Annotated in this window: 17 protein-coding genes; 7 read left to right on the top strand and 10 right to left on the bottom strand. The window is 67.3% G+C overall.

Features of this window, described 5'->3' with window-relative positions; all coding sequences use genetic code 11:
* Window positions 1-186 precede the first annotated feature (186 nt).
* The 5 genes from SIDU_RS00495 to SIDU_RS00475 all read right to left on the bottom strand — a co-directional run bounded on the left by SIDU_RS00495 (window position 187) and on the right by SIDU_RS00475 (window position 4,223).
* Entirely contained in the window at window positions 187-1,536 is a 1,350-nt protein-coding gene (locus tag SIDU_RS00495) for a S41 family peptidase (protein ID WP_007687555.1), read from the bottom strand.
* A gap of 75 nt (window positions 1,537-1,611) precedes the next feature.
* Entirely contained in the window at window positions 1,612-2,601 is a 990-nt protein-coding gene (locus SIDU_RS00490; protein ID WP_007687553.1) for a nucleotidyltransferase domain-containing protein, read from the bottom strand.
* Window positions 2,598-3,461, bottom strand: a complete 864-nt coding sequence (locus SIDU_RS00485) for an HprK-related kinase A (RefSeq protein WP_007687552.1) — start codon at window positions 3,459-3,461, stop codon at window positions 2,598-2,600. The genes SIDU_RS00490 and SIDU_RS00485 overlap by 4 nt, the downstream gene beginning before the upstream one ends.
* Window positions 3,458-3,739 carry an HPr-rel-A system PqqD family peptide chaperone gene (locus tag SIDU_RS00480; protein WP_007687550.1) on the bottom strand — a complete coding sequence of 94 codons (282 nt, stop codon included), beginning with the start codon at window positions 3,737-3,739 and terminating at the stop codon, window positions 3,458-3,460. Before SIDU_RS00480 ends, SIDU_RS00485 begins: the two co-directional genes overlap by 4 nt.
* Window positions 3,740-3,806: 67 nt before the next feature.
* Window positions 3,807-4,223, bottom strand: a complete 417-nt coding sequence (locus SIDU_RS00475) for a hypothetical protein (RefSeq protein ID WP_007687549.1) — start codon at window positions 4,221-4,223, stop codon at window positions 3,807-3,809.
* 98 nt (window positions 4,224-4,321) lie between these two features.
* Between SIDU_RS00475 and SIDU_RS00470 the strand changes: the two genes are divergently transcribed.
* The 7 genes from SIDU_RS00470 (at window position 4,322) to phoB (ending at window position 11,659) form a co-directional block, all read left to right on the top strand.
* Window positions 4,322-5,578: an ATP-binding protein gene (locus SIDU_RS00470; protein WP_007687548.1), complete on the top strand. Its 1,257-nt coding sequence runs from the start codon at window positions 4,322-4,324 to the stop codon at window positions 5,576-5,578.
* Between the two features lie 155 nt (window positions 5,579-5,733).
* Window positions 5,734-6,786 carry a substrate-binding domain-containing protein gene (locus SIDU_RS00465; RefSeq protein ID WP_007687547.1) on the top strand — a complete coding sequence of 351 codons (1,053 nt, stop codon included), beginning with the start codon at window positions 5,734-5,736 and terminating at the stop codon, window positions 6,784-6,786.
* Between the two features lie 10 nt (window positions 6,787-6,796).
* Window positions 6,797-8,191 (top strand): phosphate ABC transporter permease subunit PstC, encoded by a 1,395-nt coding sequence (pstC, locus tag SIDU_RS00460; RefSeq protein ID WP_007687546.1) that lies wholly within the window; start codon window positions 6,797-6,799, stop codon window positions 8,189-8,191.
* Window positions 8,191-9,435: a phosphate ABC transporter permease PstA gene (gene pstA / locus SIDU_RS00455; RefSeq protein ID WP_007687545.1), complete on the top strand. Its 1,245-nt coding sequence runs from the start codon at window positions 8,191-8,193 to the stop codon at window positions 9,433-9,435. The genes pstC and pstA overlap by 1 nt, the downstream gene beginning before the upstream one ends.
* Before the next feature lie 5 nt (window positions 9,436-9,440).
* Window positions 9,441-10,241, top strand: coding sequence for a phosphate ABC transporter ATP-binding protein PstB (gene pstB, locus SIDU_RS00450; protein WP_269466298.1), 801 nt, complete (start codon window positions 9,441-9,443; stop codon window positions 10,239-10,241).
* Between the two features lie 18 nt (window positions 10,242-10,259).
* Complete coding sequence (phoU, locus tag SIDU_RS00445) at window positions 10,260-10,955, top strand: phosphate signaling complex protein PhoU (RefSeq protein ID WP_007687543.1); 696 nt, start codon at window positions 10,260-10,262, stop codon at window positions 10,953-10,955.
* A 2-nt stretch (window positions 10,956-10,957) separates the two neighbouring features.
* Entirely contained in the window at window positions 10,958-11,659 is a 702-nt protein-coding gene (phoB, locus tag SIDU_RS00440) for a phosphate regulon transcriptional regulator PhoB (protein WP_007687542.1), read from the top strand.
* Window positions 11,660-11,707: 48 nt separating this feature from the next.
* On the opposite strand, the gene SIDU_RS00435 is transcribed toward phoB, so the two are convergent.
* The 5 genes from SIDU_RS00435 to SIDU_RS00415 all read right to left on the bottom strand — a co-directional run bounded on the left by SIDU_RS00435 (window position 11,708) and on the right by SIDU_RS00415 (window position 14,825).
* On the bottom strand, window positions 11,708-11,887 hold the full coding sequence (locus SIDU_RS00435) for a Trm112 family protein (RefSeq protein ID WP_007687540.1): 180 nt from the start codon (window positions 11,885-11,887) through the stop codon (window positions 11,708-11,710).
* Window positions 11,884-12,492: an LON peptidase substrate-binding domain-containing protein gene (locus SIDU_RS00430; RefSeq protein ID WP_007687538.1), complete on the bottom strand. Its 609-nt coding sequence runs from the start codon at window positions 12,490-12,492 to the stop codon at window positions 11,884-11,886. The genes SIDU_RS00435 and SIDU_RS00430 overlap by 4 nt, the downstream gene beginning before the upstream one ends.
* 13 nt (window positions 12,493-12,505) lie before the next feature.
* Window positions 12,506-13,417 carry a tetratricopeptide repeat protein gene (locus SIDU_RS00425; RefSeq protein WP_007687531.1) on the bottom strand — a complete coding sequence of 304 codons (912 nt, stop codon included), beginning with the start codon at window positions 13,415-13,417 and terminating at the stop codon, window positions 12,506-12,508.
* Window positions 13,418-13,665: 248 nt separating this feature from the next.
* Window positions 13,666-14,064 (bottom strand): DUF2141 domain-containing protein, encoded by a 399-nt coding sequence (locus SIDU_RS00420; RefSeq protein WP_049775172.1) that lies wholly within the window; start codon window positions 14,062-14,064, stop codon window positions 13,666-13,668.
* 35 nt (window positions 14,065-14,099) lie between these two features.
* Window positions 14,100-14,825, bottom strand: a complete 726-nt coding sequence (locus SIDU_RS00415; protein ID WP_007687527.1) for a sterol desaturase family protein — start codon at window positions 14,823-14,825, stop codon at window positions 14,100-14,102.
* Window positions 14,826-14,849: the final 24 nt, after the last annotated feature.

Genomic DNA, 14,849 nt, shown 5'->3' with positions numbered 1-14,849 from the left:
GTCCCGCGGCTTTCGTCATGCTGAACTTGCGGTGGTGAAAGGGAGCGGGGAAGGTTCTATCCGTTTTATGTAACGTGCTCCTGCGAAGGCAGGAGCCCAGTCCCGCCCAATGAAAAACCGGGCAACATCTGAACTGGGCTCCTGCCTTCGCAGGAGCAGGTTGGTTTGTGGGGGTCGCCCTCGCTATCAGTGCGTGGCGGGTTTGCGGGCGGGAGTGGCCTGCGCCACCGCCCCGCCCGGCCTGGCCGCCAGGCGGGCGATGGTCTTCAACGCATAGTCGAGCTGGAAATCCTCGATCCCCTTCTTCTTCAACTCCTCGGCCGTGGCGGCGAAGCGGGGGTCGTCCTTGCTGTCCTCTTCCAGCGCCGCATTGTCGGTCTTGATCTCGTTGATCAGGTGCCGGCGCAGGTCGCTTTCGCGGAATTTCGGGCGATTCTTGTAATCGGGGTCGCTCAGTTGCGGCACCCTGACGTCCGGTTCGATCCCGCCTTCCTGCACGGATCGGCCCGACGGCGTGTAATAGCGCGCCGTGGTCAGCTTGAGCGCCGTGGTGTTGCTGAGCGGCAGCATGGTCTGAACGCTGCCCTTGCCGAAGCTGCGTTCCCCCATCACCAGCGCGCGATGCTGGTCCTGCAGCGCGCCCGCGACGATTTCCGATGCGGAGGCGGAGCCCGCGTCCACCAGCACGATCACCGGCAGGCCCCTCGCATCGTCGCCGGGCTTGGCATAATAGCGCTCGACATCGCCCTTGTTGCGGCCGCGCTGCGACACGATCTCGCCGCGTTCCAGGAAGGTGTCGCTGACCGACACGGCTTCGTCCAGCAGCCCGCCCGGGTTGGACCGCAGGTCGAGGATATAGCCGGTGGGCTTGCGGCCCAGCGACTTGTCGATGCTGCGGATCGCCTGGCGCACGTCGGCGCCGGTATTGGCCGAGAAGCTGACGATGTTGATGACGCCGATGCCGTTCTTCACCTCCCACTTCACCGGCTTCAACTGGATGATCTCACGCGTCAGGGTGAGGTCGATCGGCTTGTCGCGGCCGGGGCGGACGATGGTCAGCTTGATCTGCGTGCCCGGCGCGCCGCGCATCTTGTCGACCGCCTCGTCCAGCGTGCCGCCATAGATGAGTTGCCCGTCGAGATGGGTGATATAGTCGCCCGCCTTGATCCCCGCGCGCCAGGCCGGGGTATCCTGCGTCGGCGCGATCACCTTCACCGCGCCGTCCTCCTGCGTGACGGAAAGGCCAAGGCCGCCATAGCTGCCCTCCGTCTGCGTGCGGAGATTCTGGAAATCGCGGGCGTCGAGGAAGCTCGAATGCGGGTCCAGGCTGGCCAGCATGCCGTCGATGGCGCCCTTGATCAGCTTTTCGTCGTCGACCTTCTCGACATAGTCGCTGCGGACCTTCTGGAACACGTCCATGAACTCGTCGAGCGCCTTGTAGCTGCTTGCCTCCCCATCGGCGAGCGCCGCGGTGGTGGCAGGGATGAGCGCGAGCGCGCCAAGGGCGACGGCGCCCCGGAAGAAATTGGATTTCATGCGTGTCCTGAGTCCTGGCATCGAAACGGCAATATAGGGCATTTCCGTGCAGACGCAAAAATCTTGCTCGCGCCCCTAAACAGGCCGATGCCCCCTGCGCCATTTGGCGAACAGGTGCCGCGCCAGCATGGCGGGCGGCATCCGCAGCCAATGGGACCGCAGGTAGAAGGCGAAACGCAGCAGCCTGCGCCTTTCCCGTCCCCACCCGTCGCGCGCCAGCAGCCGGGCCATGACGATCCGGTCCCAGAGCGTGAGCCGCGCCCCTTCGCCATAGAACGCGTTGGCCAGCCGCCGCGCCTGCCGCACATGGGGCAGCAGGCCATGCCGCGCCGCCCGCGCCTCCAGCGCCGCGCCGTCAACGCCGTCGAGCAGGCAATATATGTCCCAGAGGTTGCGAAGCCCCCCCGCCAGATCGCCGTCCGCCAGCAGATGCGCCGCCGCGTGGCAGACCCGGTCCTCGGGCGAGAGCATGGACAATTGGTTGGCGATGGGAACCGCCTGCGCGATCATTGCCGCCGCATCCGGCGTCTGCCGCGCCGTCAGCGGCAGGACCGTGTGGTGCACGTCGATCATCCGGTCCCGCGCCGCATGGATCATCGGCGGCAGTTCATGCATCCACTGCCGGTAATAGGCGTCGTCATAGGGGTCGTCCTTGACCCATTCCCATCCGGCGTCGATCAGCGCCCGCTCCACCCGCTCCATCGCATCGCGCGGCACCAATATGTCGAGATCGCCGATGAAGCGCCCCTGCCCGGCGCGCAGCCCCGCCGCCGCATAGGCCGTGCCCTTGAGCAGCACGACCGGCACGTCCAGGCCGGCAAGCGCCTCCGCTGCGCGATCCGCCTCCCACAATGCCTGCCGGGCCTCGCGCTCCGCATCCAGCCGGGCGTCGGACAATATCGGCCGCACCGCCGCGGGCACGGGCCGATCCCCGATTCGCAGGGCGAGCGTGCCGATCAGCCGTTCCGCCCTCGCCATCGCGACAAGGGCGTTCCACCCGCCCGCATCCAGCGCCGCCACCCCGTCGGGGTCGCGCAGGGCCTGCGCCAGCCGCCGGGCATTCATGCCAGTTCCTCCCAGAGCCGCTCCACCAGGGCGATGGCTTCGTCGCCCGACGGAAAGTCGATGGCGCGCGCGGGGACATTCCCGACAAAGCGGCTCAACGCCGCAAAGCCCGGCTCGCCCAGCGCGACATAGTTGGTCGATGCCTGGGTCAGCCGCATGAAGACCTCCCCCTGGCCGACCGGACGCACGTCCGCTTCATGGCCGAAACGCGGGAACAGCAGCAGCGCGGGCGGCGCGCCTTCCGTCATCCGCGCCACCGCTTCCCCGCGGGGGACGAGGTGGCGAATATCGCCCTTGGCCGTCCCCGCGAGCATCGGCCCCATGCGCTGCGCCGGCGCCTCCGCCGCGATGACGTCGATGGCGCGGTTCTTGAGCGAGACGAGGCGGGGAAAGGGAAAGATCGCCCCGGTTTCCAGGTCGAGCAGCGCGAATTCGTCGCCCATCAGCCGCCAGCCCCGCTCGCCCAGTTGCGCGGCCAGCGTCGACTTGCCGGAACCCGATTCGCCGGTCATCACCAGCGCCCGCCCATTCTTTTCCACGCTGGAGGCATGGAGCAGCAGGTGCCGCCGCCAGCCGAGCGCCATTTGCAGGTTCATCCCCATTTCCGCCGCCAGCAGCCCGTGGGCAAGGCTCATCGGCGCGGCGTCGGCCAGCCCATGATCGCCGGTGATGAAGATGGATGGCCGAAACCAGCGCCGGAACGGCCCCGCAGGCTCCAGCCGCACGGTGAAGTCGGCTATCGCGTCGGCCGGCATGGGATAATCGGCATAGAGCCCCGCCAGCGCCTCCACCGGCTGCCGCCATGCCGATCCGATGCGGAAGGTCGCCGGACCGATCGTCAGGGTCAGGTCATGGTTCACGCGATGCGGACCAGTCCAAGCGCGGCCAGTTCCGCCAGATGCGCCTCCACCAGCGGCAGGGCCTCCCCCGGCTCGCCCGGATCGTAGCGCCGGGCCAACTGCCCCAATATCTCGTCCGCCGTCAGCGCCGCGCCATCGTCCAGCGTCGCCAGTATCTCCGGCACCGGGCTGATCGTCATATGGGTCTGCCCCGATGGGCGGTGATAGAGCAGCACCATATCCTCCAGCGCGCAGCATAGGATGGCGTCGGGGCTGTCCTGGCAATAGCGGGCTGGCATGGTCGCGGAATTCGGCCTTCGGATGGGACTGTCGCGCCATCCTTAGGGCATAGGAGTAGCCAAGTGCCTAACGCGGCATTTGCAGCGACGCGTAGCAGGTGAAGCCGCTCGTCCCCGACTGGAGGCGGCGGATATAGTTCAGATAGGCCTGATTCTGCTCATAGCCGGTGCCCGGCAGCCGGCCGCCGCGCATGGCCTGGCGGACCTGTTCCCCGCTGAAGCTCTTGCCGGCGGGGAACGCGCCCTGGGTGCCCGCCGGCACCACCTGACCGTTGGCCGCGATATAATTGCCGGCCCTGCCCTGGTCGGGAACGGGTATCGTGCAGTTGAGCACCGACGCGGCCGTGTTCGCCAGCGCCGGCCGGATCGATATGATCGCGGATGCCGCGACGGCGCCGCCCATCAGCAACTGGCGGCGCGACGGCGCGGCAGGGGCATCGTCCCGCGACTCGGCTTCCTTCTGTGGGGGGAACGGCTCGCTCATGTCATCCTGATCCGCTATCGCGCTTGCCAAATTGTAAAAATTGCCGGCTACTGCGGCCCTCTTTGCAGCAAATGCCTCAAATTTCCAGCATGGTAACCATGAATCGCCTGACCGCTTCCCAGATCACCGCCTCGCTGGCCGTTCTGCTGCTCGGCACCGGGGGCGCGTTGATGATGGGGGCGGGGCCGCTCGACATCCTCCTGCCGGTGCTGGCGGCGCTGCTGGTGCTCGCCATCTGCGCGGCCGGGCCGGATCGCGCCGAACCCGCACTGTCGACCATGCTGGCGGAGGTGCCGGACATCGTCGCCCATCCCGACGCGCGCGACCTGATGGAGGCCATGGCCGACCCGCTGATGCTGATCGAGCGGGGCCGGATCGTCGCCGCCAACCGCGCCGCGCAGCGGCTGCTGGGTGCGCATATAGAGGGGGAGGATGCCCGCATCGCCATCCGCCATCCCGCCGCCGCCGAACGGCTCGCCAGCCAGGCGCCGCTGGCCGAGCCGGTGACGATCGAACTGGTCGGCCTGGGCGCCCGCGACCAGCGCTGGCAGATGCGGATCGCGCCGGTGGGGGAGGACGGCCATGCCCGGCGGCTCGTCCATCTGGCCGACCATAGCGGCGCCCATGCGGCGGAAAAGATGCGCGTCGATTTCGTCGCCAACGCCAGCCACGAACTGCGCACCCCGCTCGCGGGCATATTGGGCTTCATAGAGACGCTGGCCGACCCGGAACTGGGCAAGGACGACGAAACCCGGCAGCGCTTCCTGAAGATCATGGACGGGGAGGCGCGGCGGATGCAGCGGCTGATCGACGACCTCATCTCCCTCTCCCGCATCGAGGCGGAGAAACACAGGCTGCCCGAAAGCGCGGTCGACCTGTCCGGCCTGGTGGCAGAGGTGGTGGGCGTGTTCCGCGCCAGCCACGGCGAACGCGGGCGCGACGTGGAGATGGAGATCGCGCCCGGCCTGCCCGAAGCGCAGGGCGACCGCGCCCAACTGTCCCAACTGCTCCATAATCTGATCGGCAATTCGGTCAAATATGGCCGGGCCGGCACGCCGATCCGCGTGTCCCTGTCCGATGGGCCGAACGGCCTGTTGCGGCTGACCGTCGCGGATGAGGGCGAAGGCATCGGCCCCGATCACCTGCCGCGCCTCACCGAACGCTTCTACCGCGTCGATTCGGGGCGCAGCCGGGCGGTGGGCGGCACGGGGCTGGGCCTCGCCATCGTCAAGCATATCGTGGAACGGCATCGCGGACGGCTGGACATCGCCAGCGTGCTGGGCAAGGGCACCACCATCTCCATCCTGCTTCCCCGCTTCGCCGCCGAGGAAAAGGCGGTCGCGGCAAAGGCCTGAACGAAAAAAGACGGCGACAGCGCGGCCTTCCGCCGTCAATGTCATAAAAGTGCAATCCCATTGTCACAAAGGCGCGACGTACCGCGGCTACGGCGCGTGCCCAGAGGGGGGCGGCGAAAAGCGAATCGCGGCCTTTTGACGAAGGAGATTTTCCGGTGAAGCATTTTGCCCTGATGACCGCGACCGCCGCCGCACTCACTCTTGCCGGCTGCGGCCAGCAGTCCGGCGGCGGGGCCGGCGCCACCCGCGACCAGATCCGCGCCGTCGGCTCCTCCACCGTCTACCCCTTCGCCACCGCGATTGCCGAGATGTTCGTTCAGGGCAATCCCGGCATGAAGTCGCCCATCGTCGAATCGACCGGCACCGGCGGGGGCATGAAGCTGTTTTGCCAGGGCGTGGGGGCGCAGCACCCCGACATCGCCAACGCCTCGCGCCGCATGAAGAAGTCGGAATTCGAGGATTGCCGGAAGAACGGCGTCACGGACATCGTCGAAATCCAGATCGGCGTGGACGGCCTGGCCTTCGCGGAATCGAAGAACGGTCCCGGCCTCAAGCTGACCCCCAGGATCGTCTATGAGGCGCTGGCCGCCAATCCCTATGGCAAGGGTCCGAACAAGACGCAAAGCTGGAAGGATGTCGACCCCAGCCTGCCCGCCACGCCGATTTCCGTCTTCGGCCCGCCGTCCACCAGCGGCACCCGCGATTCGCTGGCCGAACTGATCCTGACCAAGGGCTGCGAGAGCGACCCGGCGATGAAGGCGCTCAAGGAAAAGAGCGAGGACGAGTTCAAGGCCACCTGCACCCGCATCCGCGAGGACGGCAAATATGTGGACTCCGGCGAGAACGACAATCTGATCGTCCAGAAGCTGGGCGCCAATCCCAACGCGCTCGGCGTGTTCGGCTACAGCTTCCTGGAGGAGAACAAGGACAGGCTGAAGGACGTTTCCATCAACGGCGTCGAGGCGACCTATGAAACCGTGTCCACCAGCCAATATCCCGGCGCGCGCCCGCTCTACATCTACGTCAAGAAGGCGCATATGCAGGCCATTCCGGGGCTTCAGGCCTATCTCGACACTTTCGCGGCGAACTGGGATCCCAACGGCGCGCTGACCAGGCGCGGCATGGTCGCCGCGCCGGAGGACGTGCGCAAGGCGAGCGCGGCAACCGTCAAGTCGCTGGCGGTCCTCGACGGTTCGCAGCTCAAGTAAGACAGGCGAGATGACAGGTTCCGCCACCTTCCTGCTGCTGGCTGGCCTGGGCGCCATAGCCTGGGTCAGCGCCCGCGCCCGCGCGCTGCGGCTGCAAGGCGCGGCGCGGGCCTCCGGCCGCCGCGACGCCGTGCATAGCCTGCCGGGCTATCATGGCTGGTATGTCGCGCTCTGGACGCTGGTGCCCGCCGGCATCTTCCTGGCGGTCTGGGCGAATGTCGCGCCGGGCCTGGTCACGCAGGACGTGCTAGGCAGCCCGGCGGCGCAGGCCCTGCCCGCCGACGATTTCTCGCGCTCCGCCATATTGGGCGAGGCGCGGGCCATCGCCACGGGGATGCAGGCGGGGGCGTTCAACCCGCTGTCGCAGGGCCTGGTCGAACCATATAGGGACGCCATCGGCAAATATGGGTTGGCGGGCACGGCGCTGGCGATCATGCTGGCCTTTGCCGGGGGGGCCTATGCCTTCACCCGCGTCCGCCCCGATTTCCGGGCGCGCACGCGGGTCGAGCGGCTGGTGATGGCGACCCTGCTGATCGCTTCACTGCTCGCCATCGTTACGACGCTGGGCATCGTCGCATCCCTGCTGTGGGAGAGCTTCCGCTTCTTCTCCATGGTCAGCCCCCTCGATTTCCTGTTCGGCGCCAAATGGAGCCCGCAATCGGCCGCGCTCGGCTATGGCAATGACGACGCCTTCGGCGCGGTGCCCCTGTTCTGGGGGACCATCTTCATCGGCGCGATCATCGCCATGGCCGTCGCCATCCCGCTCGGCCTGATGAGCGCCATCTACCTCACCCAATATGCCAGCCCGACCGTGCGCAGGTGGATGAAGCCGACGCTGGAGATGCTGGCGGGCGTCCCGACCGTGGTCTACGGCTATTTCGCGGCGCTCACCATCGCCCCGGCGCTGCGCGACTTTGCCGTGACGATCGGCATCCACGGCGCCTCTTCGGAAAGCGCGCTGGCGGCGGGGCTGGTGATGGGCGTGATGATCATTCCCTTCGTCTCCTCCATGGCGGACGACAGCATCGCCGCCGTGCCGCAGTCGATGCGCGACGGCAGCCTCGCCATGGGCGCCACCACCAGCGAGACGATCCGCCGCGTGCTGATCCCCGCCGCGCTGCCCGGCGTGGTCGGCGGCGTGCTGCTGGCCGTCAGCCGCGCCATCGGCGAGACGATGATCGTGGTGATGGCGGCGGGCCTGGCCGCCAACCTGACGCTCAACCCCTTCGCCAGCGTGACGACGGTGACGACGCAGATCGTCCAGCTTCTGACCGGCGACCAGGAATTCGACAGCGCCAAGACGCTCGCCGCCTTCGCCCTGGGGCTGGTGCTGTTCATCGTCACGCTGCTGCTCAACATCGTGGCCCTGCGGGTCGTGAAGAAATATCGCGAGGCTTACGAATAATGACCGCCGAACGCCTCCCCACCGACTGGAAGTCGGACGCGATGCGCAGGCGGATCGCCCGGCGCTACGCCGCCGAGCGCCGGTTCAGAGCCGCAGGGCTGTTCGCCGTGCTGCTGTCCGCCGCTTTCCTCGCCTTCCTGCTGTTCACCATGGTCGGCAATGGCCTGCGCGGCTTCACCGGGACGGAGATCGCGGTGAAGGTGGACTTCCCCGCCTCCCCGCTGCTGCTCGACCCCAACGCCATCACCGACCAGGCGCTCGCCAACGCCAACCTGCCGATGGTGACGGGCGAGGTCGTGAAGAAGGCGCTGGGCGCCGATGCCGAACAATGGGTGGCGCCCACCGCCTGGACCGCGCTGCGCGACGCGATCAAGGCCGATCCGAAGATCCTGGCGCAGACGGTGACGATCAGGCTGCCCGCCGCCACTGCAATCGACCTGGCCGCCAAGGGCGACGGGTCGCCCGAAGCGGAAGCGGCGGTGGCACGGCTGGACAAGGCGGGCCTGCTGACGACCGGCATCAACTGGGGCTTCCTGACCGCCAGCGACGGCACCGATCCGACCCAGGTCGGCATCTGGGGCGCGTTCAAGGGGTCGCTGCTGACCATGCTGGTGACGCTGGCGCTCAGCTTTCCCATCGGGGTCGCGACTGCCGTCTATCTGGAGGAATATGCGCGCAAGAACTGGATGACCGACATCATCGAAGTGTCGATCAACAACCTCGCCGCCGTCCCGTCCATCATCTTCGGCCTGCTGGGCCTGTCGATCTTCCTCAACTTCCTGCACCTGCCGCGATCGGCCGCGCTGGTCGGCGGCATGACGCTGGCGCTGATGACCATGCCGGTCATCGTCATCGCGGGCCGCAACGCCATCAAGTCCGTGCCGCCCAGCATCCGCGACGCGGCGCTCGGCATCGGGGCCAGCCCGGTGCAGGTGGTGTTCCACCATGTGCTGCCGCTGGCCCTGCCCGGCATCCTCACCGGCACCATCATCGGCATGGCCCGCGCCTTGGGGGAGACCGCGCCGCTGCTGATGATCGGCATGCGCGCCTTCATCGCCACGCCGCCCGGCGGGATCACCGATCCGGCGACCGTGTTGCCGGTGCAGATCTTCCTCTGGTCCGACGAAGTCTCCAAGGGCTTCGTCGAAAAGACCTCCGCCGCCATCATCGTCCTGCTGGTCTTCCTGCTCGCGATGAACGGCCTCGCCATCTACCTGCGCAACAAGTTCGAAAGGCGGTGGTGACCGCGATGACAGCCATGATGCATGAACAACAGACGCTGGCCCCTGCCGCAGAGCCCAAGATGACGGCCCGCGACGTCAAGGTCTTCTATGGCGACAAGCAGGCCATCAAGGGCGTGTCGATCGATGTCGACATGGACAATGTCACCGCCTTCATCGGCCCGTCGGGCTGCGGCAAGTCGACCTTCCTGCGGACGCTCAATCGCATGAACGACACCGTGGCCAGCGCGCGTGTCGAAGGCGCGATCACGCTGGACGGGGAGGACATCTACGCCCCCAGCATGGACGTGGTGCAACTGCGCGCCCGCGTCGGCATGGTGTTCCAGAAGCCCAACCCCTTCCCCAAGTCGATCTACGAGAACATCGCCTATGGCCCGCGCATCCATGGCCTTGCCCATGCGAAGGCGGACCTGGACGTGATCGTCGAGAAATCGCTGCGCCGGGCGGGGCTTTGGGACGAGGTGAAGGACCGCCTGCACGACAGCGGCACCGCATTGTCGGGCGGCCAGCAGCAGCGCCTGTGCATCGGCCGCGCCATCGCCGTCGAACCGGAAGTGATCCTGATGGACGAGCCATGCTCCGCGCTGGACCCCATCGCGACGGCGAAGATCGAGGAACTGATCCACGAACTGCGCGGCCGCTACGCCATCGTGATCGTGACGCACAATATGCAGCAGGCGGCCCGCGTGTCGCAGCGGACCGCCTTCTTCCACCTGGGCGAACTGGTCGAATATGGCGTGACGTCGGACATATTCACCAATCCGAAGCAGGAACGGACGAAGGATTACATCACCGGACGCTACGGCTGAGACCGGGGGAGAACGGACATGGCAGAACATACGATCAAGGCGTTCGATCAGGAGATGGACAAGCTGCGCGGCCTGATCGCCGAAATGGGCGGCCGCGCCGAATCGGCCATCGAAAAGGCGATGCTGGCGCTGCAACGCCATGACGAGGCGCTGGCGGCGGAGGTCGTCGCCGACGACAAGCGCATCGACGCCATAGAGGCGGAGGTGGAGAAGCTCGCCATCGAGATCATCGCGCTTCGCGCCCCGATGGCCAACGACCTGCGCGACGTGATCGCGGCATTGAAGATCGTCGGCGTGGTCGAGCGGATCGGCGACTATGCCAAGAACATCGCCAAGCGCGTGCCCCTGATCGCCGCCAACCAGCGGACGCAGGAACCCATCGCGCTTCTTCCCTCCATGGGGCAGGTCGCGGCGGAGATGGTGCAGGATGCCCTCAACGCCTTCGCGGCGCGGGACGCGGAACTGGCCATCGCCGTGGTCGAGCGCGACACGGTGGTGGACGATTTCTACAACAGCGTCTTCCGCACGCTGGTCACCTTCATGGTCGAAAATCCCAAGACGATCAGCGAATGCGCCCATCTGCTGTTCATCGCCAAGAATATCGAGCGGATCGGCGACCATGCCACCAATGTGGCGGAGATGGTCTATTATGCCGCGACCGGCCAGACCCTGCCCGACCGCGAACGCGGCGGCGCGGCGGCGGCGGAGGGCTGAACATGGCGCGGGCCAGGATGCTGCTGGTGGAGGATGACGCGGCGTTGGCCGAACTGCTCATCTGGCACTTCAAGCGCGAGGATTTCGAGGTCGTCCATACGGTGGACGGCGAGGAAGCGCTGCTTCTGGCGCAGGAGAATGTGCCCGACATCGTGCTGCTCGACTGGATGGTGGAAAGCCTGTCGGGCATAGAGGTCTGCCGCCGCCTGCGCCGCATGAACGGCACGGCCAACGTGCCGATCATCATGCTGACCGCGAGGGGCGAGGAGGAGGATCGCGTGCGCGGGCTGGAAACGGGCGCGGACGATTATGTGACCAAGCCCTTCTCGCCCCGCGAACTGGTGGCGCGCGTCGGCGCGGTGCTGCGGCGCGTGCGCCCCGCGCTGGCGGGCGAGACGCTGACCTTCGCGGATGTGGAGATGGACACGGTGGGGCACAAGGTCCGTCGCGGCGGCCAGGTGATCCCGCTCGGCCCCACGGAATTCCGCCTGCTCAAGCATTTCCTGGAGCATCCCGGCTGGGTCTTCTCCCGCGAGCGGCTGCTGGACAGCGTATGGGGGCAGGACAGCGACATCGAACTGCGCACGGTGGACGTGCATATCCGCCGCCTGCGCAAGGCGATCAACGCGGACGGCCGCCATCGCGACATCATCCGCACGGTGCGCTCGGCCGGCTATGCGCTGGATACCGACGGAGCGGCGTGAACCGGCGCTTGGGATCGCTGGAGACGGAAATAGGCCGGTAGCGCCGCGTCACTCCGGCATGGGCCGCGCCTCCCGCACCACCAGCACGGGGACGCCATCCCGCACCGGAAAGGCAAGCCCCGCCGCATCGGACAGCAATTCGCTCCGCTCCGCATCCCAGCGCAGCGGCATGCGCGTCACCGGGCAGACCAGCTTCGCGAGCAGCGCCGGGTCGAGCGTGGCGTTCATTGCATGGTCGCGCCGCCGTCGCGTTCGATCCGCCCGACGATCTGCATCAACTGGATGATCCGGTCGGCCCTTTCGCCCAGCGTATCCGCCTCCAGCAGGGTCTGCTTGGCCGCCGGATCGAAGGGCACGATCTGGGCGATCCCGTTCACCAGCGCCATGTCGTCCAGCCGCGACACCGCCGTCCAGTCGACCACATAGCCCAGCGCATCGGCAAAGCGCCGCGATTCCTGCTCCAGCGCCGCCCGTTCCACGGCGGAGAGGATTTCATCCTCCTGCGCAACCGGCTCCACATCCGCCTCGATCTGGCGGAAGGCGGTCGGCACCGCCAGTTCCCGCACCACCCGAAAGCGCGCAATCCCCTTCAGCAGGATATTGTAGCGGCCGCCGTCCAGCGCCTCGATATGGGTGATGTGGCCCAGGCATCCCATGTCGAACAGCGCGGGCTTCACCCCTTCTTCCCTCGGCTGGATCATGCCGATGCGCCTGTCCCGCGCCATGGCGTCATGGATCATCGCCTGATAGCGCGGCTCGAAGATATGGAGCGGCAATTCCATGCCCGGCAGCAGCAGCGCGCCCGGCAGGGGAAAGATCGAGACGCGCGCCATGCCGCAGCGCCGGTCAGGAAAAGAGAATCTGCGAAAGCCTACGCCGCTGGGCCGCGACCCAGGGGTCTTCCAGCCCCGTCGCCTCGAACAGCTTGAGGAGCTGCGCCCGCGCCGCGCCGTCGTTCCACGCCCGGTCGCGCCGCACGATCTCCAGCAGTTGTTCGGCCGCGCCGTCGCGGTCGCCATTGGCCATCAGGCCGTTCGCCAGTTCGAAGCGGGCTTCATGATCGTCCGCGTCGGCAGCCACTTTCGCTTCGATGCCCGACAGGTCGGCCACCGGCTTCGCGTCGCGGGCGAGCGCGATGGCGGCGCGGGCGCGCTCCACCGCCTGATCCTTCGCCACGTCGGCGGGCAGGGCCGCCAGCGCCGCCTCCGCCTCGTCCAGCCGCCCCAGCGCCACCAGCGCCCGCGCCTCGCCCGAAGCGACGTCGGCATTGTCCGGCACCATCTGCGCGATCTGCTGGAACACGGAAAGCGCCCGTTCCGGCTCTCCGCCCGCCAGCATCTCCTCGCCCATGGCGATCAGCGGCGCGATTTCCTCAAGCTGCGCCTTCTCCTCCGATTCGATCGGCAACTGGCTCAGCAACTGGTCGAGATATTGCTTGAACTGCCCCTCGGTCCGCGCCTGGCTGAGGTCGGCGACAGGCTGGCCCTGGAACACGGCATAGACGGTGGGGATCGACTGGACGCGGAACTGGGCGGCGATGAACTTGTCCTCATCGACGTTGATCTTGACCAGCTTGACGCCCTTGGCCGCATAGTCGGCGCACACCTTCTCGATCACGGGCGCAAGCTGCTTGCAGGGGCCGCACCATTCGGCCCAGAAATCGACGATCACCAACTGGTTGCGCGACGGCTCCACCACATCGCGGCGGAAAGCCTCCACCGATGCCTTGTCGGCCTCGCTCAGTCCAAGGGTCGCCACTTCACTCATCTCCTGCTGCAAACGCGGTTTTCAAGCCGCCCTCATACAGCGCCTTATGTGGGGCGTCACCCCATTGGAACAAGGGAGGGTGGGCGCTTGATCTTCCCCTCCCCTTCAGGGGAGGGGATTGAGGGGTGGGGGCGTGCCTTACAGGCCAAGTCGGATGGTTGGCGCGCCCCCACCCCAAGCCTTCAACGAGTCACGTGCCTCGTTTGAACCTAAAGGGGAGGGGCTTTGATGGTCGTTTCTCAGAGGAAATATTTGACCTTTATGTCCTGCCGCACCGCCGCGCCCGTCACGGCGAACTGCGCCGAGCGGAAGCTGGGCGCGCCGAAGCGGATCGCGGGGTTGCGGGAAAAGCCCACGCCCTCCCGCGGGATGCCTGCGAACGTGTCCAGTTTTCCGTTGCCGTTCTCGTCGTGGATGATCGCGATGGCATAGGTGCCCGGCTCCATCCGGCCAAGCGCGACGGCGCCGGAGGTTACGGGCAGGGTGAAATGCCGTCCCTCCGGATCTTTGCTGCAATCGGGGAAATGGGCCGCCTGCCGCGTGACGCAGATCAGGAAATTGCCTCTGGCCGAGCGCAGGCCCTGCACGTCCATGCTGAGCGGCTGGCCCATGTCCGGCGGGGCGGCGGCCACCGCCATCGCCGCCGCCGCGACCAACAAGACCGTTCCGATTCTCACGCCGCCTCCCTGAAGCTGCCCAATCCCGCGTCGGTGCCGCACAGCCGATCCCAGAATCGGAAATAGAGGCCGTAATTGCACGCATATCGTTCATGGTGCCGCTGGTGATGGCTCGCGGTGATCAGCCAGCGGCCCGCAGGCCCCCGCACCATCCGGCGCGGAAACATCTCCCACCCCATATGGTTGCTGACGCCCATCACCGTCATGATCGTCAGCACCACGCCCAGCGTGCCGACATGGATGGGGATCAGGAAGACCAGCGCGGGGATCACCACAGCGCCGGTAACGGCCTCCCAGGGGTGGAAGCTCATCGCGGCCCAGGCCGTGGGCGGGCGGCTGGCATGATGCACGGCATGGGCGATGCGGAAGGGCCGGGGCCGGTGCATCCACCGATGCGTCCAGTAGAACCATGTGTCGTGCGCGGCGAGGTAGAGCAGCACCGAGAGCGGCAGATACCAGAGCGGCCGGGCGTGGAGGTCGGTATAGACCAGCGTCCAGCCATGCGCCTGCCAGCCCCAGGCGACGATGCCCGCGGGCGCGCCATAGATCAGCGCGGACGCCAGCGACCAGGCGATTTCGCGCCGGATCTGGCGGTCCAGCCCGGTATAGAGGCCCGGCCTGCGATGGCGCGTGGCCAGCGCGAAGGCCCCGCTCGCCAGCAGGTAGCGCGCGCCCACGATCAGGCTCATGGCGAGGGCGGACAGAAGGATCGCGGCGAACATGGGCCGACCATAGGCAGTCCCGCG

It is taken from the genome of Sphingobium indicum B90A (assembly GCF_000264945.2).
GTDB classification, from domain to species: domain Bacteria; phylum Pseudomonadota; class Alphaproteobacteria; order Sphingomonadales; family Sphingomonadaceae; genus Sphingobium; species Sphingobium indicum.
The sequence above is the reverse complement of the archived record's forward strand: the minus strand, read 5'-3'. Positions and strand labels throughout refer to the sequence as shown.